Below are 24,058 nucleotides of genomic sequence, written 5' to 3' on the forward strand. Positions count from 1 at the left end.
AGTTCATCCGTGGTAAGATGGGTGTAGGTCATTTGTGGTCACTCCTTTGTATTCTTTGGTCGGAATTACAAGTTGAGTGTACCACAAATGGCTGTTTTAGTTGTCTAGCTTAATTTTACAATCGGCGATTCTAAAAAATACATTCATTTTCTAAACAGACTTAAGCTTGTTTACGAATACCGTCGTATTTGTATTGATGCGCTTCGATCGTTTGCGAATAAAAATCTAATATCTCTAGCGTCGCATTACCCCAAGTATATTTTAGCGCTTCCGAACGCCCTTTAAGTGAAAGTTTTTGCATTAATAATGGATTATCCACACTATTAATTGCCTTCATTAAACTTTCAGTATTACCAGATTCATAGATTAAGCCTGTCTCCTTATCCGTAATTTGTTCAACGGTTGGTTCGCTTTCAGCGGCAATGACAGGTATGCCTGACGCCATCGCTTCCGAGATTACTAAACCAAAGGTCTCTGATGTTGATGGGAAGACAAAAGCATCTCCTGTCGCAAAGGCTTTAGACAAATCTTCACCATGCTTAAAGCCTAAAAAGTGCGTCTTCGTTCCAGCAAAGACTTCTTCTAAGCGTTCTCTGTCTGGCCCATCTCCGACAATGGCTAGACATAAATCATCTCGCTCATCAAAGATTGCACGTAAATGATCGATATCCTTCTCTGGAGCCAATCTTCCAACGTAGACTAATAATTTATTATTTGGATTATTGTCCGTTAATTCATTATATAATTCTTGATCAAAATATTCTGGATGACGCCCTTCAATATCAATTCCTCGAGGTAAGACACCATGAGTGGGAATCATCTCATCATTCAGTTCATCCATTAAGCTTTGTGAGACTGTAATATTAACGTCAGACTTTGTATGCCAAAAACGAATATAATCCCATAGAACTGGTTTAAATAAACTCATATTATAATGGTCTAAGTAATTCGGTAAATGAGTATGGTATGACGTTATTAAAGGGATATTTAACTTATTTGCATAGTGAACAGCCGATGAAGCCAATGAGATTGGATTCACAGCATGTACCACATCTGGCTTAAATTTCTTGAAAATAGACTTTACCTTTCGAGAAGGTAAACCCCATGGACGCGATCCATATAATGGAAATGTCACTGTTTCAAGCCCGTAAACTGGTACTCCTTTATAGTCGCTTATACCAAGATCCGGTGAAATAACAATAACTTCATGACCAATTTCTTTTAATTGAACAACAAAGTTTGCCAAGCGAGTGCAAATACCATCCGTCGCTGGGACAAAAGTTTCTGTTACGATTGCTATACGCATATTATCCTCCCACTACAAAGCCACTTAATCTTTTCCTACTCTGATTATACCCCTCGATTGTAAATTTAGAGCTAAATGAATGTAAAGTTTATGTAAATTTGTAAATTTACACACGTTTTCTTCTATTTTGAGCTTGTTTATCTTGGTTTTTCGACCCTTTTGTTTCAGTTGGATCAATTAATATTCTATTTTTTAATACTTTCTCGGTTAATGGAATATTCTCTTCTTTTAAGATGGCTGCTAAATCATTCGCTTCTTGTTGATTTAATAATGAGATAACAATACCTTCACGGTTCATTCGACCTGTCCGTCCTGATCTATGAATATACGTTCGGCTATCTTGGACACGGTTATAATGAATGACGTAAGGAACTTCTGAGATATCCATCCCTCTACTAGCAACATCGGTTGTTAGAAGATAAGTAACGTCATGATTTTTAAATGCTCGAATCGCATACTCACGTTCTTGTTTACTCGCATCACTATGTAAGACAACGACAGATACATTCTCATAGATTAACTTCGCTGCCACTTCTTCAATTTGATTAATCTGTTCGAAGAATACAATGGCTCGCATGTTATCCATCTGAGCTAAACGTTTCAGTTCATCCACTTTATAGCGATTATTAACCGTAATGAAATAATGTTGAATATGGCTAACTGATTCTTGCGAATCAATGCGGATGACTTTAATGTCATTATTCTCCGCTTTTCGATCATTGACAAATTCCTCTGTCATTGTCGCACTTGCATAAACTTTTTGAACATCACGCATCAGTGTTTGTTGAATTGATTCGATCGTTCTTTTATGTTCATCTTTAAATAAATAATCTGCTTCATCAAAAACAATGGTTTTTACTAGGTGAACTTTTATTTTTTTCGTCTTGCTTGTTAACTCGATAAAGCGTCCAGGTGTTGCAATAATAAGTTCTGGCTTATCTTTTAACTTATCGATTTGGCGTTTAATATTTGCACCACCGATGAGCGTTTGTGTTTTAATGCCTACAACTTTACCCCATTCGCGTGCCACTTCACCAATTTGCATCACTAATTCTTGTGATGGCGCTAGAATAATTGCTTGCAACGTTTTATTTGCTTCAATTTGATTCAATATAGGTAGTAAGTAAGCTAATGTCTTACCCGTACCCGTTGGGGATACAGCAATGACGTCGTTCCCCTCTGATGCTTCTTTAAATAATTGCTCTTGAACCGGTGTAGGTTCTTGAAATTCTTTCTCTTTCCAAAATTCTTGGAGTTCAGTTCTAAATGTATTAAGCATTATATGCTCCTTCTCTTATCTTCTATTTCTGTTCTTCAGTGTCAAAAGAAATATTCGCTGATTTACGTAGTAACTCCATTGTTTGTGCCACTTGTAAGCTTAGTTGTTTCCAATCTTCATAGCGCACTTTTTGGTGAATACTATCCGGATTATTAATCACTTCAGCAAAATTCAGTAACTCATCATACATATAATTCTCTGGTTTGTAATCAATCACATCTGCCTTTTGACCTTCTTGGTTTATTAACTCAACTTTACTAATGCGACTCACGTCGTGGATAATAATGGTCTCATCGTCTACATAAATTTCACTTGGCAGTTTTGAATGCACTGCTTTAGAGATAAATATCGATACTTGAAATTTATCATATGTGAATAAAATTGTACCGAAAATATCGACACCATTTTCCCCTTTTTGAGCGTTGTAGCGCACTGATTGAGGTAAACCAAATAAATCAAGGACGACATAAACTGGGTATACACCTAAATCCATTAATGCCCCACCTGAAAACTCAAGGTTGAAGACATTTGGTGCAATCTGGTGATTATCCATTGTTTCACGATATTGAACATATTTGGATGAGTATTGCCCAAAATTAAAGTTAGCCCCTAAAAACGGCTGCTTAGAAGCTTTTATCTTATTCTGAACTAACTGCTTCATTCGACGATAATTACGCGTATGAATATGCAAAGCACCTTCAAAAATGAAGACATTCATGCGTTTCGCTTCTTCATGTGCTTGATGCCATTCTTCAACACTTGAAAACATTGGCTTCTCAATGATGACATGCTTTCCAGCTTTTATCGCTTGCATTGCTTGTTCAAAATGCATGCTATTGGGACTTGCGATATAAATCAAATCAATTTCTGGATCAAATAAAATATTATTTAATTGGTCCGTATAGTAGTCTGTCTTGTAAATCGTCGCAATATCTTTTGCTCGGTAAGCACTTCGTGAATAGATTCCTTTAATCTTATATAGATTGGTCAGTTGACTAGCTTTAATAAATTGCTCTGTTATCCATGAAGTACCAATGGTTCCTACGTTTATCATTGAACTCCTCCTCTTATATTAACTGCTCTTCGTCAATGGCTTCTAAATAGGTCTGAATGGCTTGAGTAACTTCTGAAAGACTATTTTCTTCAAAAGGTGATTTTAAGTTAGCGAGTTTCACAATTTCTTGGAATGATTTCGTTCCACCTACACGACAAATGTTTAAGTAATCAGACCAGAAGCTATCGTCTTCTTTCACATGACTTCGCTCCCAGAACTGAAAGGCACATACTTGGGCTAATGTGTAATCAATATAGTAGAATGGTGAGTTGAAGATATGGCCTTGTCTAAACCATAATCCACCTTGCTCATAAAACTCATTGTCATCATATTCTTTCCAAGGAGTGTATTGTTTCTCTAATTCACGCCATTTTGAACGACGTTCTTCTGGTGTCATTGTTGGGTTTTCATACACTTCATGTTGGAAGTGATCTACTAAGACACCATAAGGTAAGAAGGTCACGGCTTCTGAAAGATGAGCGTATTTGTATTTTTCTACTTTGTCACCGAAAAACTCATCCATATATGGCCATGCGATAAATTCCATACTCATCGAATGGATTTCACAACTTTCATGCGTTGGCCAAATTAACTCAGGTTCATTAATCCAACGTGAACGATAGAGTTGGAAAGCATGCCCAGCCTCGTGTGTTAATACATCCACGTCTCCTGAAGTCCCATTAAAATTAGCAAAAATAAAGGGAGCATTGAAGTTCGGGATATGAGTACAATACCCTCCACTTTGCTTACCTGACTTAGTTAATAAGTCCATTAAATCATGTTTAACCATAAAGTCGAAAAAGTCCGCAGTTTCAGGTGACATATCTGAATACATCTTTTCAGCTTTTTGAATCAACTCATACGCAGTCCCAATGGGTTTCGCATTTCCTGTTGGAAAGCTTAAGTTTAGATCGTAATATTTTAACTCATCTAACTCTAAACGTTTCGCTTGGCGGTCATAAATATATGTTGATAATGGCACAATTTGTTCCAAGACTTCACGACGGAATACTTCAACATCCGAACGTGTATAGTCTAGGCGGTTCATTCTCGCATAGCCCATCTCCACAAAATCTTTAAAGCCAAGACTGGTTGCCATCTCATGACGGACTTTGACTAATTCATCGTAAATGCGATCAAAATCAGCTAAGTTCTCTTGGAAAAAGTTTGCATATAATTCAGAAGTCGCTTTTCGTTCCTGACGGTCAGTTGACTGCATGAATGGTGTCAAACCAGATAAGTTATAAGTTTCTCCCTTATAATCAATTTCCGCTGATGCGATGAGTGAATCATATTCTGAGACTAATTTATTCTCTTGTTGTAATAAAGGTATAATAGTTGGGTCAAATACTTTTAGAGAGTTCTCAATAATATCAAAAAATGGTGCTGCAATTTCTTGTTTTAATTCAGATAGAAAAGGTGAGTTTAAAATTGCACGATAATAATCAGTTTCCCATTCTGAAATAATTGGTAGCTGTTCATTCCAAAAATCACTTTCTTTTTTATAAAAAGCATCTTTTGTATTAATAGAGAAACGAATTTCTGCTAACTCTGATTGCGTATTTATTTCATTTTGTAATGCTTGTTTCTCATGAATGCCTTCTAAGGCTTCCTTGACAGAATTAGCATTTTTAATTTGGTCAATATTTTCTTGGTAGTCTTTTTTGAAAATATCTAGGTCTGGTCGATTATAATTAAATTCGTTAAATTTCATACACACACGTCCTTCATTTACTGTAATGCTATTATACCACAGGTTCAGTTATAAGCTTGTTATTTTGGGATAGTTCTAGTGAATTATTTTTTATAAGGGATTAAAAAAGACAACACAAAATAAAAAAGTTAACTGCATTTTAATAGTCAATTTATTAGCAAAACCTTGACTTTGTCGTGTATAATAGTATGTTGACAATAATAGAGAAATATAACCAATTAATAGGAGGTGTCTTTATGCATCAAGATTCAACTAACGAAGGAACCCCTAATGAAAAAAAGACGACTAAAAATCGCAGTGAAGTTTTATATAACATTGAGCAAAAACTAAAACTCTTACCTGATTTACCAGGATGTTATTTAATGCGAAACGCGAACGATACCATTATATATGTAGGTAAAGCTAAGAATTTACGTAATCGTGTGCGTTCTTACTTTAGGGGTGCTCATGATGCTAAGACAACAAAATTAGTATCTGAAATCGATCATTTTGAAACAATTATAACTAACAGTGATAAAGAAGCGCTGATTCTTGAGATTAATCTTATTCAAGAATATAAGCCAATTTATAACATTCGACTCAAAGACTCAACAATGTATCCTTATCTAAAAATTACTAAAGAAGAAGATCCTCAATTAATTATTACGAATGAAGTGAAAAAAGATGGGGGAACTTACTTTGGTCCCTTTCCAAATGTTTATGCCGCAACTAGTACCCAACAATTATTGCACCGAGCATATCCTTTAAGAAGATGTGCTAAAAACGAAAAGCGTGCCTGCTTTTACTATCACCTTGGCCAATGTATTGGACCTTGTGATCATAAAGTAGAACAAGCGGAATATGATGCTCAGATTGAGAATATCAAAAAATTCTTTGCAGGCAACGTCGACAGTATTAAAAATGACTTACGTTCAAAAATGGACACTGCTGCAGAAAAATTAGACTTTGAACAAGCAGCGGATTACCGTGATCAAATTAGTTATATCGAAAAAACAATTGAACGCCAAGTCATTATGAGTCAGGACTATGACAATATGGATGTCTTTGGTTACACCCTTGATCGTGGTTGGTTATCGATTCAAACCTTTATGTTGAGACAAGGTTCGATTCTTAAACGTAAAGCCGCCATCTTCCCTAGCTATAATAATCCAGAAGAAGAAGTCACGACTTATATTGCGCGATTCTATAAAGAAGAATCACAACTCATGCCTAAAGCGGTACTCGTTCCAAGTGATGTTGATAATCATTTATTAAATGAATATCTTGAAGTTCCAGTATCGACACCCCTTCGTGGGAAAAAACGTAGCTTATTAGAACTTTGCGAAAAAAATAGTCGCATTGCTTTGGATGAAAAATTCAGATTAATAGAGATGAGCGAAAGAAAAACTTTAGGTGCCATTGACGAATTATCAGATGCTTTAAATATTCCGCAAGCAAACTATATCGAATCGTTTGACCATTCTAATATCCAAGGATCAAACGCAGTATCAGGTATGGTTGTTTACCGCGACGGGAAGCCTGAGAAAAAGAACTACCGTAAATTCAAAATTAAAACTGTCGAAGGTGCCAATGAGTTCGCATCAACTCAAGAAGTCATTCGTAGACGTTACACAAGACTGCTACGCGAAGAGAAACAATTACCTGACTTAATCCTAATGGATGGTGGGAAAATTCAAATTAGAGCAGCTAGAGATGTGTTGGAGAATGAATTAGGCATCACAATTCCGGTTGCTGGTATGGTAAAAGATGACAAACATAAAACTGCTGCCTTAATGGACGGTTATAGTGAGGAAATAATTCCTTTAGAACCAACAAGCCAAGTCTTCCACTTCCTACAAAGAGTCCAAGATGAAGTCCATCGCTATGCGATTAGCTATCATAGAAATGTCCGTTCGAAATCTCAGTTTGGATCAATCTTAGAAAGTATTGAAGGTGTTGGACCGAAGACCCGCACAAAATTATTAAAGCACTTTAAAAACTTACAAAGAATGAAAGAAGCAGACATTGAAGAGTACCGTCATATCGGTGTTCCTCAACCGACTGCAGAACGTATTATAGAAACACTGAATGATGAAGAAAAACTTCAGAGTAAGTAATACTGTTTTGGTTTAACTTTGTCTAGTTGTGTCCCTGAGATTTTCTCAGGCATCATTTTTCACGAATTTCATCCCTGAATATTTCTCAGGGATGGTAAGGTGCCTTGAGAGTTTCTCAGGCATCATTTTTCACGAATTGGATCCCTGAATATTTCTCAAGGATGGTAAGGTGCCTTGAGAGTTTCTCAAGCATCGTTTTCACGAATTGGATCCCTGAAAAATTCTCAGGGATGGTAAGGTGCCTTGAGAGTTTCTCAAGCATCGTTTTTCACGAATTGGATCCCTGAAAAATTCTCAGGGATGGAAAGGTGCCCTGTGAGTTTCTCAAGCATCGTTTTTCACGAATTGGATCCCTGAAAAATTCTCAGGGATGGTAAGGTGCCTTGAGAATTTCTCAAGGAAATATTTTCATTGCAAACTAAAAAATCCTCACCTAGCAAAGTCATAATAGACTCTGCCGGGTGAGGATTTTGTTTTTATATTAATAGAAAACCATTACTGGTGTACCGTAATCAACGTTATTGTAAATTACTTCAACTGCGCCTAGAGGAGTGTTAATACAGCCAAGTGAACCACTTAATTGATAAACATATCCACCAAATGATCCTTGCCAAGATGCATCATGAATTCCTTGAGCTTTATCGTCAAAGCGAATCCAGTAATTAACTGGCGTAGAATATTCTACTTTTGAGAATGGGTTGTAACCAACTAAGTTTGTATCAGTTAACATCTCAATAACAGCATTTGCTCCTGGTACGGTCTCAGCACCAATCTTACCTGAAACCATTGGCGTTTCAAGAATAAGTTGACCATCAACATATAAGAACATATATTGATTACTTAAATCGATTTCGACGTAAGTTGATCCAATATCATTTGCAGCACCAGCAATACCACCAGAACTGTAATAGATTGGTTCACGACTAACATCGTTACCTGCATGAATGTCACTAATTAACGCTTCTGCTTCTGCATCAGTGTCAATTGACCAACCTAGGATTCCAGGTGGCACAGTGACTTCACCTTGTAAAGTACTATTGAAAGTACGGTCTTTGTAGAATGTTGAATATTCCTCGTTAAGAGTACTTAAATATGCTTTCACAGATTCAGCATCGATAATTAATTCATTTGAAGAATCAAAATAAATCCAGTTTTCAATTTCATCTTGTGGAATTGTTACTTCTTCTCCAGCAATTTCATAAGTGATATTCACTGATGATACGGATTCAATTTCATCCATCACTGATGTAATTTCTTCACTTACTTCAGTTATTTCTGGTTGAGCATATGCTTCTTCCAAATCAATGGTATAATTCTCGTTTTGAATCCCTTCAACAATTGCTGATTCAAGACGACTAGGATCGATTTGGTTTCCAGCAGACCCTTCAACTACATAATAACCTTCAGTTTCGTCATAATCTACACCTGCATCTGTCGCCGCTTCACGTTCTTCATTAGAAAGACCTTGGGCTGACAAGCTATTAATTATTTCTTCTTCACTGAAGTTAATTTGCTCTTCTAAACCTTGATTGTACTCTTTATCTTCAAAGAAGCCATTGACCCAAGTCGTTGGATCTTGTGATAAGTATGACGCTTCTAATTCTGACTCAGTTTTATATTCAGGTTCTAGTTCACCTAGTTTCAAACGAGCAACTTCTTGCCCATCTTCTTCAAGAACAAATTCTTTGTCATTCAAATCTTCAATAACTTTCGCCTGTGCTTCGCTTAATGTTAAATTACTCACATCAACTGTTCCAAAAGTGGAATTCGCTGAAAATTTCTCAGAGTAAAACCCAACACCTGCAAAATATACAACTCCCATAATAAGCACAGTTGAAACGATAATTAATAATGTCTTTTTCATTACTTACCTACCTCTCTAAAGTTTCGCAATTATAGAGTAACATATTTGAAATGATTTGTGCTGATAATTCACACATTATTCAAAAAATCATTTGAGTACTTGTCCTTAATAAAAACTTAACCTTTTCTTATTGTTAAAAAAGTTAACGTTCGGGATTTTCCCCTCGAATATTAGGTTTATTCCTAAAATATTTTCTTGTAAAATCAAATTGATTTATATGAGATAAAATTATTATATGCAAAAAAAGCACCTAAATGCACAAGACATTTAGACGCTTAAAATTTAAAATTACATGTTAGCTAAAGTTTCTAAAATCAGTTTGTTCACAACTTGTGGATTAGCTTTACCACGAGTTTGTTTCATAATTTGTCCAACAAAGAATCCTAAAGCACGATCTTTACCGTTCTTGTAGTCTTCAACTGATCCAGGGTTAGCAGCAATTACTTCGTCAATGAGTGGTTGTAATTTAGCTGGGTCACTAAGTTGAGCCATTCCTTGTTCTTCAACAACTTTATTTGCGTCGCCACCTTTTTCAACAAGGTGTTTGAATAATTTCTTAGCAATTTTACTTGAAATTGTTCCATCAGCAATTAAGTTAATCATTTGTGCTAAGTTTACTGGTGTTAATTCAGTATCTTCTAAAGCGATTTGTTCTTTATTTAAGTGAGCTGAAACTTCACCCATTAACCAGTTAGATACTTGTTTAGGATCTGCACCTTCTTCAATTGTATTATCAAAGAAATCTGACATTACTTTTGTCTGAGTAAGAACCATCGCGTCATATTCTGGTAATTCGTATTCATTAACATAACGTAGACGTCTTTGGTCTGGCATTTCTGGTAATGATTCTTTCACTTCCGCAATCCACTCTTCTGTAATGTAAATTGGCGGAACATCTGGTTCTGGGAAGTAACGGTAATCTGCCGCTCCTTCTTTCGTACGCATTAAGATTGTGTCACCTGTTGTCTCATCATAACGACGTGTTTCTTGCTCAATCACGCCACCACTTCTTAATACATTTGCTTGGCGCACTTCTTCGTGTTCAAGACCTTTACGTACATATGTAAAACTGTTTAAGTTTTTAAGCTCAGTTTTTGTACCAAATTCTTCTTGGCCAAATGGGCGAAGCGAGATATTTGCGTCACAACGTAGTGATCCTTCTTCCATACGAACATCAGAAACTTCAGTAAATAAGATTTTCTCACGAACAGCTTCTAAGTAAGCATACGCTTCTGCTGGTGAATGCATATCTGCCTCAGAAACAATCTCGATTAATGGTGTACCTTGACGGTTTAAGTCAACGTAAGAGAAACCATCTGTTCCGTGAGTGTTTTTACCTGCATCCTCTTCTAAATGGACACGGTTGATACGAATACGACGACGTTCACCTTCAACTTCGATATCAATATATCCGTTTGTTCCAATCGGTTGTGCATCTTGTGTAATTTGGTAGGCAGCTGGGTTATCGGGGTAGAAATAGTTTTTACGGTCAAAACTCATTTCACGCGCAATTTCACAGTTTAAAGCTAGTGCTGCTTTCATACCGTAATCTACAGCACCTTTATTTAATACTGGTAAGACACCTGGATATCCCCAGTCTTTTTCATTCGTGTTACTATTCGGTTCTGCACCAAAATGAGCTGGTGAAGTACTAAATATTTTCGAGTCAGTCTTTAACTCTACGTGGATTTCTAATCCAATGACAGTTTCAAAATTCATTATATCACCCTCCTAAAATTCCGGTACTTGGTTAACGTAATCATGATTTTTCTCAAAATCATAAGCAACTTGGTAAAGTGTTGATTCATTCATATGTTTACCAATTAATTGTAAGCCAATAGGCATTCCGTTACTATCAAAGCCTGCTGGAACTGACATTGCTGGTAGTCCTGCTAAATTGACAGGAACTGTTAATAAGTCCGATACATACATTTCAACTGGGTCCTCAATACGGCCACCAATCTTGAAGGCAGTACTTGTTGTAACAGGTCCCATAATTAAGTCATATTCGCTAAAGACTTTAATAAAGTCATCAATAATTAATGTTCTAACTTGAGCGGCTTTCTTAAAGTATTTATCAAATGCTCCTGAACTTAAACTGTAAGTTCCTAACATAATACGACGTTTAACCTCGTCACCAAAACCTTCACTACGAGATTGAACATAGATATCTTCAAGTGTTTTCGCAGATTCTGAACGGTAACCATAACGGATTCCGTCAAAACGTTGTAAGTTTGATGATGCTTCTGCAGAAGAAAGGATATAGTAAACATTAATTCCGTAAGGTGTATGTGGTAATGATACTTCGTCAACGATTGCACCTTGAGAAATAAAGTATTCTTTTGCTTTACTAATTGCATCACGAATCTCTTCATTAACTGCTTCAGATTGGTATTCTTTAGGAATCGCAATACGCATGCCTTCAATTGATTGACCAAGTTTTGATCTGTAATCTAATTCAGTATCAGGACGGCTTGTTCCATCAAGTTTATCGAAGCCTGCAATTGCTTCTAATACTAATGCATTGTCTTCAACAGTCGTTGTCATTGGTCCAATTTGGTCTAAACTTGAACCAAAGGCAATCGCGCCGTAACGAGAGACAGAACCGTATGAAGGTTTCATTCCTACAATCCCTGTAAAGGCTGCAGGGTTACGAACACTCCCCCCAGTATCTGTACCAAGACTTGCGGGAACTTGACGAGCAGCAACAGCAGATGATGATCCACCTGATGATCCACCTGGTACACGTTCTAAATCCCAAGGGTTTCTAGAAGTTTTGAAGTAAGATGTCTCAGTTGATCCACCCATCGCAAATTCGTCTAAGTTTAATTTACCAATAATAATAGCTCCAGCTTCTTTTAACTTCTTAATGACTGTCGCATCATAAGTTGGGTTGAAGTTTTCTAACATTTTAGATGAAGCGGTTGTTGTTAAACCTTCAGTAACGATATTATCTTTAATCCCAATTGGCACACCGTTTAATAATGGTGCGTCTTCACCGTACCCTACTTCATCGGCAGCTTTCGCCGCTTCTAAAGCTGCTTCTTTATTTAAAGCTAAGAATGAATTTACTTTCTCATCAGTCTCTTCAATGTAAGCAAAGATTGCTTCCGTTAATTCAACCGTTGTAAAATCGCCATTTCTTAACCCTTCTTGGATTTCAATAATTGTTGTTGGATATTTACTCATATTAAACTTCCCCACTTTCTAAGATGGCTGGTACTTGAATAAAACCACCTTCAGATAATGGTGCGTTTTTAAGTAGTGCTTCTGTTTTATTGCGTTCAATGGCTTTGTCTTCACGTAATACATTGATTAATTGATTACCGTGATACGTTGGTTTAACTCCCTCAGTATCTACTTCTTGTAACTGTTCAACCATATCGATAATACGTCCAAATTCTGGGACAAAGTTATCTAATTCATCGTCTGTATAACTAAGTTTTGATAACTTAGCGACGTGTTTGATTTGATCTTGACTTAACATTCAATTCATCCTTCCTTATCAGTTTATTTTTTGAAAATATGGCTTTGATATTGTGTCGCCCCTGCTGGTCGGCCTACGTAGGCTTCTACGCCAGCGTCAGATATGACTTTAATTTCAATGGCTACCCCTTCAGGTAAAGTTCTTTGCGAGACATCGGTAATATGTTGAGTCAACGCTGTAATTTCTGTTTGTTTATAGAACTGTGAAACAATTTCTACATTTAAGGAAGCCAATCCTCCGTCAATGTATAAAGCCTCTCCAGAGATACCATTTAAATTAGGGAAGAAATTAATAATTTCATTATTAAAATTATCAAAATATGCGTATTGATCGCTTTGGTCGCTCGCTTCGATGATTGGTAACGCAATACGATATTCATTGTTTTCTGTCCAGTCAGTCACAGAGTTTCCTTCTCGAGAAATACCATCTAATACATACGTTCCACCGACAACTTCATCGCTTGGAGCTGCTCGGTAAATACCAACGACGATTGGAACTGAACGTAATTCTTCTGTGTTTCTTAGACGCCCGACAATGATATTTGCGAATTGTCTACCACGTTCACGCATTTCACCCACTGAGATTTCTTGTTCGTGGATTACGCCATCAGCATCAGTATATTCATAAGTACTATTCATCGCAAGACCAAGAACAATTCCACCTAAAGCAAAGCCTTCTTCAGTCTCTACCATTAAGTTTTTCTCAGCTACTTGGGATAAATAAATCGGAGTTGATTGCACATTTGTCACGATTTGCTCGTTCTCTTCTGCGCCTTCTTCTGTAACATCTTCTGGGTCATCAGCTGGATCAACGGATTCATCTGAGGCCAGTGATTCCTCTAAACTTGATTGAGTTTCTGCATCTCCTTCCGGTAAGGCTGGATTCAAGCCTTCTGGATTGGTTGCTGACTCTCTTGCTAACCAACTCGTCATCGTTGCTTCATCTATAATTTGCCCTTCTTGCATAAAATACTGTTCAGTTGGAAAGACTTGTTTACTTATTCGAAGTAAGCCTTCCTCAAACGCACGAATATTCGCTGCTGAACTTAAATTATTGTTTGAGCTCGCTGATGCACCAATTTGGTATTGACCGTCGATGATTACTGCACGATAAAACTCGCTTGATAATTGATTGGTCGTCGTTTGAACCGTTACTTCATCAGGATTTGTCGGCTCATCCTCTTGTGCTTGGGACCTTACTTGCGTCACGCCTCCTACTAGCATTAAGCAAGCAAGTAGTATAGATACATTCATTCTTATCTTTTTATTCATGTAATTACTCGCTCTCTTTTAATTTTTCTAGAAAAGTTTCTTCGTTCATGATTGCAATTCCAAGCTCTTGTGCTTTTGTCAATTTACTTCCGGCTGCTTCACCAGCAACTAAGTAATTTGTATTTTTTGATACACTTCCAGTCACTTTTGCTCCGAGGTTTTCCAATCGTTTTTTGGCTTCCCCACGCGTTAAAGTTTCCATCGAACCTGTAAGGACAACGGTTTGATTTGCAAAGAAGTTATCCTTCAGATCAATCTCTTCAGGCACAACACCTAAGTAGTCTGTGTTGACTCCCGCTTCTTGTAATCTTTGAATCAGTTCGTTCGATTCTTCCATTTCAAAATATTCAACAATCGCTTGACTAATCATTGGTCCGATGCCATCAATGGTCTCAATATCTTCAATCGATGCTTTCTGAATTGCTTCAATCTTTCTGAATTTTTCAGAAATTAAACGTGCTGCTTTTGATCCGACATGGCGGATACCTAAACCAAAGAGTAATCTTTCTAAAGAGTTACTCTTTGATTCTTCAATCGCATTTTGATATTTTGTTGCGGATTTTTCTTTTGTATTTGGAAGTGTTAAGAAATCTTCTTGCTCTAATGTGTATAAGTCACTTGGATCCGAAACCAATGCTTGATTGATTAAGTGTTCCATAATCTTATCACCTAAACCAGTAATGTTCATCGCATTTCTTGAACTGAAATGAATCATCTTCGCTAACTTCTGCGCTGGACATAAAGGATTCACACATCTTAGGGCAACTTCTTCATTCAACCGTACTAATTCAGCGTCACAGCGTGGACACGTAGTTGGTATCGGTAATGGTTGCGAGTCTTCTGGGCGTTGACTCATAACAACACTCACGATTTCTGGGATAATATCTCCTGCCTTATGAATCTCTACGGTATCTCCAATGCGAACGTCTAAAGCTTCGATTAAATCCACATTATGTAAGGAAGCTCTTTGAACAGTCGAACCAGCTAATTGAACCGGGTCCATCACGGCCGTTGGTGTAACAACGCCCGTTCTTCCCACTGTCCACTCAACTTCATTCAGTTTAGTTTCCGCTATATCTGCTTTGAATTTATAAGCGATCGCCCATCTTGGGGCTTTGACGGTATAACCAAGTTGTTGCTGTAGGGCAACGTCATTGACTTTAATAACGATACCATCAATTTCATATGGTAAATCATGGCGTTCTTCTTCAATTTGATGAATAAAATCCATCACTTCAGTTTGATTTTTGCATAATTTTCGTAATGGATTTGTTCTAAATCCTAAAAATTGTAATTGCTCGAATAATTCTGCTTGTGACTCTACATCAAAATCATCATTGTATAAAGCACTATATAAGAACATATTCAATCGACGTTTTGATACGGCTTTTGGATCAATTTGTCTTAACCCACCAGCGGCAGCATTACGTGGATTGGCGAATGGTACTTCACCTGTTTCTTCGCGTTCGTCATTCAGTTGCTTAAACACATCTTTTGGCATATAAGCCTCACCACGTACTTCAACGGATACGGGCTCTTTCAACTTCAGTGGTAATGAACGAATGGTGCGAAGGTTTGTCGTAATATCTTCTCCAACCGTTCCATCTCCACGAGTTGCACCTCTAACGAAGGCGCCATTTTCATATGTTAAAGCAATCGCTAAACCGTCGATTTTGCATTCGACCATAAATTCAACTTCTTGCTCGGTTTGGTTTTGTACGCGTTGAATAAATGCTCCAACTTCTTCCTCGTTGAAGGCATTCCCCAAACTATACATTGCTTCGGCGTGTTCAACTTTCGTAAAACCTTCTAATAATTGGTCCCCAATTCTTTGAGTCGGAGAATCAGATGTAATCCATTCTGGATGTGCTTTTTCAAGGTTTTCCAGTTCATTATACATTTGGTCGTATTCTGCATCCGTGATATTTGGTTTGTCTAGCACATAATAATTATATGCGTGATGATTCAGCTCACTTTTTAGCTGCTCGAGTCTTTCTTTTGCCTGTTCTAAATCTTTCGATTGAACCATTTATACCATCACTCCTAAAAAGCCATTTACGTTAATAGCAGTCTTCATTTCTTCGTCAAGTATATCATTCTTTACTGTTTCTATCAGTAAAAACATTCACTCTCTACTCCACTTTGCTTATTGGAGCAAAGGATGCTAGTAATTCTTTAATGCCTTGTGAATCGAAGGCAATACTTAGTAAAGCATTACTTCCAGAACCTTTAACATTAACGACAGTTCCAACTCCCCAAGTACGGTGATCTACTTTATCACCAACTGTATAATTTGTATCTGAATTGTTTGTGACTTTTTTCTTCAATGCTCCAGTTGAACCGCCTTTTGGACGCTGACTTAATAGAACATTTCTAGCCGCTTGGCTTGATCGTTTTCGCCCTTGCTGTCTGGTATTTTGAGAACGGATGACCGTTTGGAAAGATTGACCGACATGCTCAATCAAACTTTGGTCTATCTCAGATACGAATCGACTTGGGGCATTATGTTGATATCTACCATATAATAGTCGGCTTCTAGCTGCTGTTAGGTATAGTTGCTCTTCGGCACGTGTCATTCCAACATATGCGAGTCGTCTCTCTTCCTCTAACTCATCATCGCTTTCTGACGCACGACTTAATGGGAATAAGCCTTCTTCCATACCAACAATGAATACGTAAGGGAATTCTAGTCCTTTAGCTGCATGCATCGTCATTAAGGTAATTTGGTCTACGGTTTCTTCTTCCGACGTATCTGAAACAAGTGATAATTCTGTTAAGAATAAAGTTAAACGAATTCTTGGAGCCTGTGTATCAAGTGGTTCTTCTGTTGCTCCATCTTCTTCATCAGCAAAGTCAGGGTCGGTTTCGATAATATCTTCCAAGTCCATTTGGTCAAACTCTTTTGTAACTGACGCGAACTCGTCTAAGTTTTCTAGACGATTCGTTGCCTCTAAAGTCCCTTCTTCTTGAAGACTTTGCTTGTAATCTGATTGTTCCCAAACTTCTGCGACTAATTCACTTAAAGTTAAGTATTCTGCCTGTTGTCTTAAGCGTTTGATCATATCACTGAAGCGAACAAATTTAGTTTGTAAACTTGCAGATAGATTTGAGTTTCCTAGTTGGTCGATGGCTTCAAACCAACCTAAGTTTAAACTCTCTGCAAATTCAGCTAATTTAGCAATACTTGTAGGTCCGATTCCTCGTTTTGGCACATTGACAATACGGTTAAAGCTTAAGTTATCCGCTAAATTATCAATCAGTCTTAAGTACGCTAACGTATCTTGAATTTCTTTACGTGAATAGAATTTCAAGCCACCTACAATCTTATATGGTAAGTTAGCTTTTAACAATTGATCCTCTAAGTTACGTGATTGAGCTTGCGTACGGTAGAGAATGGCGTAATCACTATTCGAACGTTTTTGATCCTCTTTTGTTTCAAAGATTTGTTGAATAACATATCTTGCTTCTTCAGAGTCAGATTCCGCTAAGTAGAATTTAACCTTATTCCCTTGTGCTTTATCACTCCAAAGTTTTTTGTCTTTACGATTGATATTCTTTTCAATTACGCTGTTGGCTGCATTTAGTATTGATTGAGTTGAACGGTAATTTTGCTCTAATAAAATCACTTTGGCATCTGGATAATCTTTTTCAAAGTTCATAATATTTTCCATGTTTGCCCCACGCCAACCATAAATACTTTGGTCAGCATCCCCAACGACACAAATGTTTTTTAATAAATCCGCTAATGTCTTCACCAATAAGTACTGAGTCTCATTCGTATCTTGGTACTCATCCACGTGAATATATTGAAATTTATTTTGATAGAACAGACGGACGTCTTCGTTTTCTTGAAGTAATTTCACAGTTAATAATATTAAATCATTAAAGTCCATCGCGTTACTTGATTTTAGTTTTTGTTGATATAACTTGTAGACATTCGATTGAATATTGCCTAAGTAATCAGTGTTCTCAGCTGCAAAAGCATCAGGCATTTGCCCTTCGTTTTTGGCTGCATCAATCGCCCAAAGCATTTCTTTGTAGTTGAATCGTTTGCTATCAAGATTTAATTCTTTTAGCACGCGTTTCATTAACGTTTGTTGCTCACCTTGGTCAATAATCGAAAAGTTTTGTGTATAGCCAATTTGCGTGGCTTCTCGACGTAAAATACGTGCACACATCGAGTGAAAAGTGGATACCCAAATTGATGATGCTTCAGGCCCAACTAGTTTCTCAACACGTTCTTTCATTTCATTGGCCGCTTTATTTGTAAAGGTAATCGCCAACACATTCCAAGGGTTTATTTTTTTCTCTTCTAATAAATAAGCAATCCGATGGGTTAATACGCTGGTCTTTCCACTCCCAGCTCCAGCAGCAATTAGTACTGGCCCATCGGTTGTATATACAGCTTCTTGTTGTTTACTATTCAATCGGTTAATACTTTCGATTAACGATGACATATTATGACCTCCAATTTATCTAGTAGGTTGTTCACTCTAAAAAATCATACATAGTAGATTATATCAAAAATCAGTGTATAGTCCTAACAAACATTTGATGATTTTTCTGTGACTGATAAGTCTCAACTTTGTCACACATAATCTAGTATTTTTACTGCTTTCATTAAAAAAATACCTCCTTGAGTTTATGGCTCAAGAAGGATATTTAATCTTCTATTCAGTTAATTCTGTAATTTTAATTTGGCGTTCACACTCTGATAAGGAATCTCCTGTTACAATGACTTGTCCAATCAAACGTTTAGAATCATTATTTATTGGATTAAACAGAGCAAAGCCCCAATCTGTTCTTAACATGAGTTGTGTTAATAGATTTTCTTCATTCAAGACGGTTGCCGGTAAAGCAATTGCTGCTCTACTCTTAAGATGCAATGTTGGTAAAGGCAAACCTAAAATCGCTCTCGCTGCCGCCTCATAATGAGAAATACTCATAGATCCAATCGTGAACATAGCTTCATCCGATAAACCGATACTTGCTTCATTTATATAAACAACTCCCGCTGAAGTGATTAACATCTTCAACGTCAATGAACCAACTAAATTTAATAATTCCGCTAATAATTGCGCTAAACGGTTCATCTCGAGTTCTACCGGTTTTGATATTTGTGCTGGGAAACGCACTTGTCTTCCAAGCAAATCTCCTTGTTCACGCACTTCAAATATAGGATAAATTAATATTTCACCCCGTTCGTTACGAATAACTGTTACACTGGCTTTTTTCTCAGTTGGAATCCATGCCTCTAAAATACATGTGGTTGCTTCTAGCTTTGCACTTGCTTCATCATAATCCTCTTCACCATACAAGATAATATGATCATTCGCATTATCAACATGGCGTTGAGTTGATTTTAAAATACATGGGAATCCAATATATTCAACTGCTTCTTTTAAATCTGTTAAATTAGTTACCATAGAGAATGGCGCAACCAAACACTTGTTAGAATCTAAATAGGCCTTCTCAATCAGTCGGTCTGTCGTAATGGCAATTAAATCCTCTGATAAAGTTAAATCAGTTTGTGCTGCTAATAATTGAAATTCTCTATTCGATAGAATACCCATTTCAACCGTTACGACATCTACCCTTTCACTAAAGTAATTTAAGACTTGCTCATTATATGATTCGGTAACTGTTTGCCATGTTGCAAATTGTCTCACTGGATTATTCTCAGATGTTACCAAACTAGCAACTCGGTAACCTAATTTACCTGCTGTTTGAGCCAAGACAGCTGCAGAAATAGATGAGCCAATAATTCCTAATGTCTCACCTGGATAATGTCTTTGCGCCATCCTGTCTACTCCCTTCAATATTGTATATTTAAATGCACCTATAATAATAACACATCATACAATTTCTAGCACTGATAAATTAGTATTTTTCTAATTAGATTGGTTGATCATATTGATTTAATTCATAAGTTTCAATCATTTCGATAATCTTATCGGCATAAGTAGGGTCTGTTGCATACCCTGATTCTTGTAATCCGATGGCTTGTTCTACATAATTGTCACCGTTAAGAACCGCTTGATAGAACGTTGGGTCCCAAGAAGTACCCTCATTGATTAGAATGGCATGGCCTTCCATCGAAGCATCCCAACTCGGATAAACTTTAAACCGGTCGGTAATTTCAACCCATTCATCATCAAAATATTCTAAAGTTTGAAAATCGACGCCATCTGGATCAGTGGCGTCCGTTTTGACACCATAAAGATTATTATACTCTGCCCCAAGCTGACTCCGGCCAAAATCACTTTCTAAAGCTGCTTGAGCAATTGAAACACTGGCTAAGACACCATATTGTCTTTGAAGTCTTTGTGAGATTGGCACAATCGATTCGATAAAACCGATTCGTTGTTCGTAATCAGCTTCACGTTGCATCAATTCACCGTGCCTTTGGTTTGCCGTATCAACCCATCGATAAATAACTATCCCACTTAATAAAGTAAAGATTACAAAGAAGATGGATAATATTCCAATCTTTTGTAAAAAATCGCTTTTAAAACGATTCCATGCTTGTTTGTAATTTGTTTTGCGTTTTTTTCGTCGAGCGGGACGTTTTTTAAATTTAAATATTTTTTTCTTCTTCTTTTTGGCCATATTGCCTCACTTTTATTCGCTTTCTTGTAACTTCTCACTTTCATCCACAAACCATTGTAAAAGTTTTACCTCGTCATGTCCAATTTGTTGGCGAATAATTCCCGGTAATCTCAATTCAATAATATCATTATAACCCCATAAATTATAATCAACAATCAATTGTAGAATAACCATGTTTGATTTTCTTACACTTTCTTCCGTGTTCTCATCGCTCTGATGCCATTCTAAGCGTGTAATCCCATTATTAACCCATTTTTTAGCGATTTGGTATTTTAAGAAATTATATTCTTTGACTGGATTGTTTACAACTTCTGGCATGATTTCTGTGGTTCTTACAACTTTTTGCACAAGCATCCACTCATAATCTGTGAATAATGTCGATAAGATCTGAACATTATCGTATTTAAGACCTTGTTCACCTTTCTTCCACCGATCCCAACTTTGGGGAGAGATACCTAATTTTTCAGTGTAAAATGCTTTCTCACTCATATACTTTTCACGAATAACCTGAACTACGATTTGAATTAATGCTGGATTCATAATATCACCCTTTACGTGTATTTTTAATTATATTATACACCCTTTACGTGATATATCCAAATGATTTATAGACAAATTTATAATATTTGATACTATTAGGTTTAGAAAAAATCGAAAGGAATCATTGATGGAAGAGAACAAATCATTTAAAGATAGATTGTCGCTCGGTTGGCGAGCAAGAAAAAGTGCTGTCTCGGTTTCTTTAATTATTATTGTATACTCAGTCTTCAATTTGGGACATGCAACTTTGGCCGCACTATCAGCAGTGTTTGCCATACGTGAGAATATGACAGACACTTATAAATATGCAAAATACCGTATCTTTGGTAACACCATTGGCGTGTTAATTGCTACAACTTTAATTTTTTTAAGACGGAATTTTCCTATACTGAATAATGATATTTATACTTCAGTTTCTGGAGGTTTAGGAGTCCTATTAGTGCTTAATTTTTGCACTTTATTTAGTAATAAGCAAAGTATTATTAATTCGACGGCGACTTTTTTAGTTGTATACTTAGGTACACCTGAAGACACTTGGCTTGTTTATAGTATTAGCCGGATTCTAGATACAGTGTTTGGAACGGGTGTTGCCATTGCTGTAAACAGAGTACTTCCTAACCGTAAACAAGATTCTTAAGACTTGATAACAAAACAAAACCGCCTAGGCGTTATCTTTATCAGATAATACCTAGGCGGTTTTTAGTATTTAATTAACGGTAATAGTATCTTCCCTCTGATTCATCGAAGAACCATTCAGCTGGTCTAGTTTCTCCAGTTGTTTCGTCATAAACTGTTTCTTCAGGTAAGTTCACGTAAGATCCGATGTTATCAACATATTGATTTGAGTAAGTTCTTCCATCTTCTCCTACTGTACCTGTTTCTGGTGTCGATTCTTCAACAACATTCACTTGAGATTGAGCCGCTTCTTCAGCAGCTAATGACTCTGCTTCTGCTTGGGCTTGTGCTTCTGCCTCTGCTTGAGTAGCCGCTTCTTCTTCGGCTACTTCTTCTGGAGTTTGTCCAGTTTCAAAGTAAGTCACAATGTCAGAAATAGAAGTTGAAATGGCTGGGACAACTTCTTCAGCACTCGTGAAGTTAGAAGTTAGAATGACAGCAATATAGTAAGTGTCTTCTAATTCAACAATTCCTGCATAGTTTTGTTGTGCAGTGTTTGTATCTGCTGATGCAATTTCATAACGCGTTTGATATCCAGCAATTTGACCTTCAGGATATTTTGCTGTTACTGGCGTGTTTAATAATAATTCTTTAATTGTTGCATCTGCTTCTTCTGATACTAATTCATTGTTTGCTAATTTATTAAGTAATTGAGCAATATCTTGTGCGCTTGTTACTGCACCAGTCACTTGCCCTGATTCTTGCATTGTTAACATTTGTGTTACTCGTGTTGAGAAGTAATTTGATTCATTTAGCCATAAGTTAAAGGCGTTTGGTCCACCTGTTTCTTGAATTAAATGATTCATCGCTGACACGTCATTTGCTTCAACGACTGCTGATAATAATTCTTGAATAGTAAATTCTGTACCTTCTTCAGCAGTGGCTACGATTCCTTCGTCATTTTCAGCTACTAAATCAGATGACACTACGACTGGATCTTCAAGTGTTAATTCACCGTCTTCAATCGCACTGAATGTAAATCCTAAGACAAACCATGAAATTAATGCGTCTGCTTCAACGCTATGGTTATCATAAACATATGGCACTTCAGCATCTTGCGGATAAACAACTGCTGATACATCACCAATAGATGATAAGTTATCTGTAATTGTTGAGTTAAAGAATTCAGCTTGTTCTGTATCTAATGAAGTTGTTGGTACTTCATAAGAAATACTTTCACTTACACCTAATGATTCAGATTCAACGTTAAGGACTTGTTCTTGAGCCTCTGTAGAAAGTACAGCTACAGAAGGATCATTAAAGCTGATTGTGAGCGTTTGGCCATCTTTAACTAATGAGTAATCATCTTCTAGTTCTACTGTTTCTCCATTAGCATCAATAGTAAAGTTAAATGTTGTACTATCCACATTATCTAATGACTCATTGAATTCAAGTGCGACATTTGTTAATGGGTATTCATCTAAATTTACTTCTTGATTCACAATAGATAATTGACCGTCAGCGTTACTTTCTTCTGATTCAGATGACTCCGTTGATTCTTCTGTTTCGCTTGTTGAAGCTGAATCTTCTGTTTCTGATTCAGAATCTTGTGTATCTTCAGACGGTTCTTCCCCTTCAAATTCTTCAGTAACAGGCGCTTCCGTTACAGGTTCTTCAGGTGTATTTTGAACAACTTCTGTATCAGACGTCTGGAAATAATCTACAACTTGATTAATAATTCGTGGGCCATATAAAAAGGCTAAAAAAACAATAGCTACGGCAAGAACTAATTTAATAATTCCCCATAACACACGACTGAATCCCCCACTTGAACGACGCGGTGTTTCTTGTACTACGTCTTCATTACGTGATTCTTCTTTTAATTCTGCAACTTCTTGTTTATTGAAGACATGCCCACAATAGGCACATTGATTTTTACTTCTTACGTTTCTACCACAATTTGGACACTGCATTAACTCTACCTCCTAGAAATGTTGTCATTCCTCTTGTACTTTCTATTGTAGCATAGAATGTGTCAGTTTGTCAGTTACAAACTTGAGGATAAATTCTGTAACTTGTTGTCTTTCCATATATATCCTGAATAATTCATACCTCTATAATTTAAGCTGGTTTCTTGAATAAATTAATCGTTCTTGGAAAAATTGGGAATTTTTCTACAAAATAGTGCGTTCTCGAAGTAGATTTTAACTAAATGAACCTTCT

General features: G+C 36.7%; 17 protein-coding genes. 2 read left to right on the plus strand and 15 right to left on the minus strand.

Annotation, left to right across the window (positions count from 1 at the left end; all coding sequences use genetic code 11):
• Positions 1 to 160: 160 nt before the first annotated feature.
• The 4 genes from ACEN33_RS07640 to ACEN33_RS07655 form a co-directional block, all read right to left on the minus strand.
• Positions 161 to 1,306: a glycosyltransferase family 1 protein gene (locus tag ACEN33_RS07640; RefSeq protein WP_138404315.1), complete on the minus strand. Its 1,146-nt coding sequence runs from the start codon at positions 1,304 to 1,306 to the stop codon at positions 161 to 163.
• 106 nt (positions 1,307 to 1,412) lie between these two features.
• Positions 1,413 to 2,585: a DEAD/DEAH box helicase gene (locus ACEN33_RS07645; RefSeq protein WP_138404316.1), complete on the minus strand. Its 1,173-nt coding sequence runs from the start codon at positions 2,583 to 2,585 to the stop codon at positions 1,413 to 1,415.
• Between the two features lie 22 nt (positions 2,586 to 2,607).
• A complete protein-coding gene (locus ACEN33_RS07650) occupies positions 2,608 to 3,639 on the minus strand; it encodes a Gfo/Idh/MocA family protein (protein ID WP_138404317.1) in 1,032 nt (343 codons plus the stop codon).
• A 13-nt stretch (positions 3,640 to 3,652) separates the two neighbouring features.
• Complete coding sequence (locus ACEN33_RS07655; RefSeq protein WP_407094836.1) at positions 3,653 to 5,353, minus strand: M3 family oligoendopeptidase; 1,701 nt, start codon at positions 5,351 to 5,353, stop codon at positions 3,653 to 3,655.
• 236 nt (positions 5,354 to 5,589) lie between these two features.
• Here ACEN33_RS07655 and uvrC point away from each other — a divergent pair, with 236 nt between their 5' ends.
• The gene (gene uvrC, locus ACEN33_RS07660; RefSeq protein ID WP_407094837.1) at positions 5,590 to 7,449 is read left to right on the plus strand and encodes an excinuclease ABC subunit UvrC; all 1,860 of its coding nucleotides are present in this window, start codon (positions 5,590 to 5,592) and stop codon (positions 7,447 to 7,449) included.
• Positions 7,450 to 7,930: 481 nt separating this feature from the next.
• Here uvrC and ACEN33_RS07665 read toward each other — a convergent pair whose 3' ends face one another.
• The 10 genes from ACEN33_RS07665 to ACEN33_RS07710 form a co-directional block, all read right to left on the minus strand.
• Positions 7,931 to 9,313, minus strand: a complete 1,383-nt coding sequence (locus ACEN33_RS07665; protein ID WP_407094838.1) for a L,D-transpeptidase family protein — start codon at positions 9,311 to 9,313, stop codon at positions 7,931 to 7,933.
• 288 nt (positions 9,314 to 9,601) lie between these two features.
• Positions 9,602 to 11,032: an Asp-tRNA(Asn)/Glu-tRNA(Gln) amidotransferase subunit GatB gene (gene gatB / locus ACEN33_RS07670; RefSeq protein WP_138404321.1), complete on the minus strand. Its 1,431-nt coding sequence runs from the start codon at positions 11,030 to 11,032 to the stop codon at positions 9,602 to 9,604.
• A 12-nt stretch (positions 11,033 to 11,044) separates the two neighbouring features.
• On the minus strand, positions 11,045 to 12,502 hold the full coding sequence (gatA, locus tag ACEN33_RS07675) for an Asp-tRNA(Asn)/Glu-tRNA(Gln) amidotransferase subunit GatA (RefSeq protein ID WP_407089388.1): 1,458 nt from the start codon (positions 12,500 to 12,502) through the stop codon (positions 11,045 to 11,047).
• Position 12,503: 1 nt separating this feature from the next.
• Positions 12,504 to 12,800 carry an Asp-tRNA(Asn)/Glu-tRNA(Gln) amidotransferase subunit GatC gene (gatC, locus tag ACEN33_RS07680; RefSeq protein WP_138404323.1) on the minus strand — a complete coding sequence of 99 codons (297 nt, stop codon included), beginning with the start codon at positions 12,798 to 12,800 and terminating at the stop codon, positions 12,504 to 12,506.
• Positions 12,801 to 12,823: 23 nt separating this feature from the next.
• A complete protein-coding gene (locus tag ACEN33_RS07685; RefSeq protein WP_407094839.1) occupies positions 12,824 to 14,071 on the minus strand; it encodes a CamS family sex pheromone protein in 1,248 nt (415 codons plus the stop codon).
• Positions 14,072 to 14,075: 4 nt separating this feature from the next.
• Entirely contained in the window at positions 14,076 to 16,100 is a 2,025-nt protein-coding gene (gene ligA, locus ACEN33_RS07690; RefSeq protein WP_407094840.1) for an NAD-dependent DNA ligase LigA, read from the minus strand.
• A 103-nt stretch (positions 16,101 to 16,203) separates the two neighbouring features.
• Complete coding sequence (gene pcrA / locus ACEN33_RS07695; protein WP_407094841.1) at positions 16,204 to 18,528, minus strand: DNA helicase PcrA; 2,325 nt, start codon at positions 18,526 to 18,528, stop codon at positions 16,204 to 16,206.
• A 213-nt stretch (positions 18,529 to 18,741) separates the two neighbouring features.
• Positions 18,742 to 19,872 (minus strand): ATP-grasp domain-containing protein, encoded by a 1,131-nt coding sequence (locus tag ACEN33_RS07700; protein ID WP_407094842.1) that lies wholly within the window; start codon positions 19,870 to 19,872, stop codon positions 18,742 to 18,744.
• 94 nt (positions 19,873 to 19,966) lie between these two features.
• Entirely contained in the window at positions 19,967 to 20,680 is a 714-nt protein-coding gene (locus ACEN33_RS07705; RefSeq protein ID WP_407094843.1) for a glycoside hydrolase family 73 protein, read from the minus strand.
• Positions 20,681 to 20,692: 12 nt separating this feature from the next.
• Positions 20,693 to 21,220 (minus strand): hypothetical protein, encoded by a 528-nt coding sequence (locus ACEN33_RS07710; protein ID WP_407094844.1) that lies wholly within the window; start codon positions 21,218 to 21,220, stop codon positions 20,693 to 20,695.
• 127 nt (positions 21,221 to 21,347) lie between these two features.
• Here ACEN33_RS07710 and ACEN33_RS07715 point away from each other — a divergent pair, with 127 nt between their 5' ends.
• Positions 21,348 to 21,857, plus strand: a complete 510-nt coding sequence (locus tag ACEN33_RS07715; protein ID WP_407094846.1) for an FUSC family protein — start codon at positions 21,348 to 21,350, stop codon at positions 21,855 to 21,857.
• Positions 21,858 to 21,930: 73 nt separating this feature from the next.
• On the opposite strand, the gene ACEN33_RS07720 is transcribed toward ACEN33_RS07715, so the two are convergent.
• A complete protein-coding gene (locus tag ACEN33_RS07720; RefSeq protein ID WP_407094847.1) occupies positions 21,931 to 23,808 on the minus strand; it encodes a serine hydrolase in 1,878 nt (625 codons plus the stop codon).
• Between the last annotated feature and the right edge of the window lie 250 nt (positions 23,809 to 24,058).

Source organism: Ruoffia sp. FAM 24228 (assembly GCF_045528575.1).
GTDB classification, from domain to species: Bacteria; Bacillota; Bacilli; order Lactobacillales; family Aerococcaceae; genus Ruoffia; species Ruoffia halotolerans.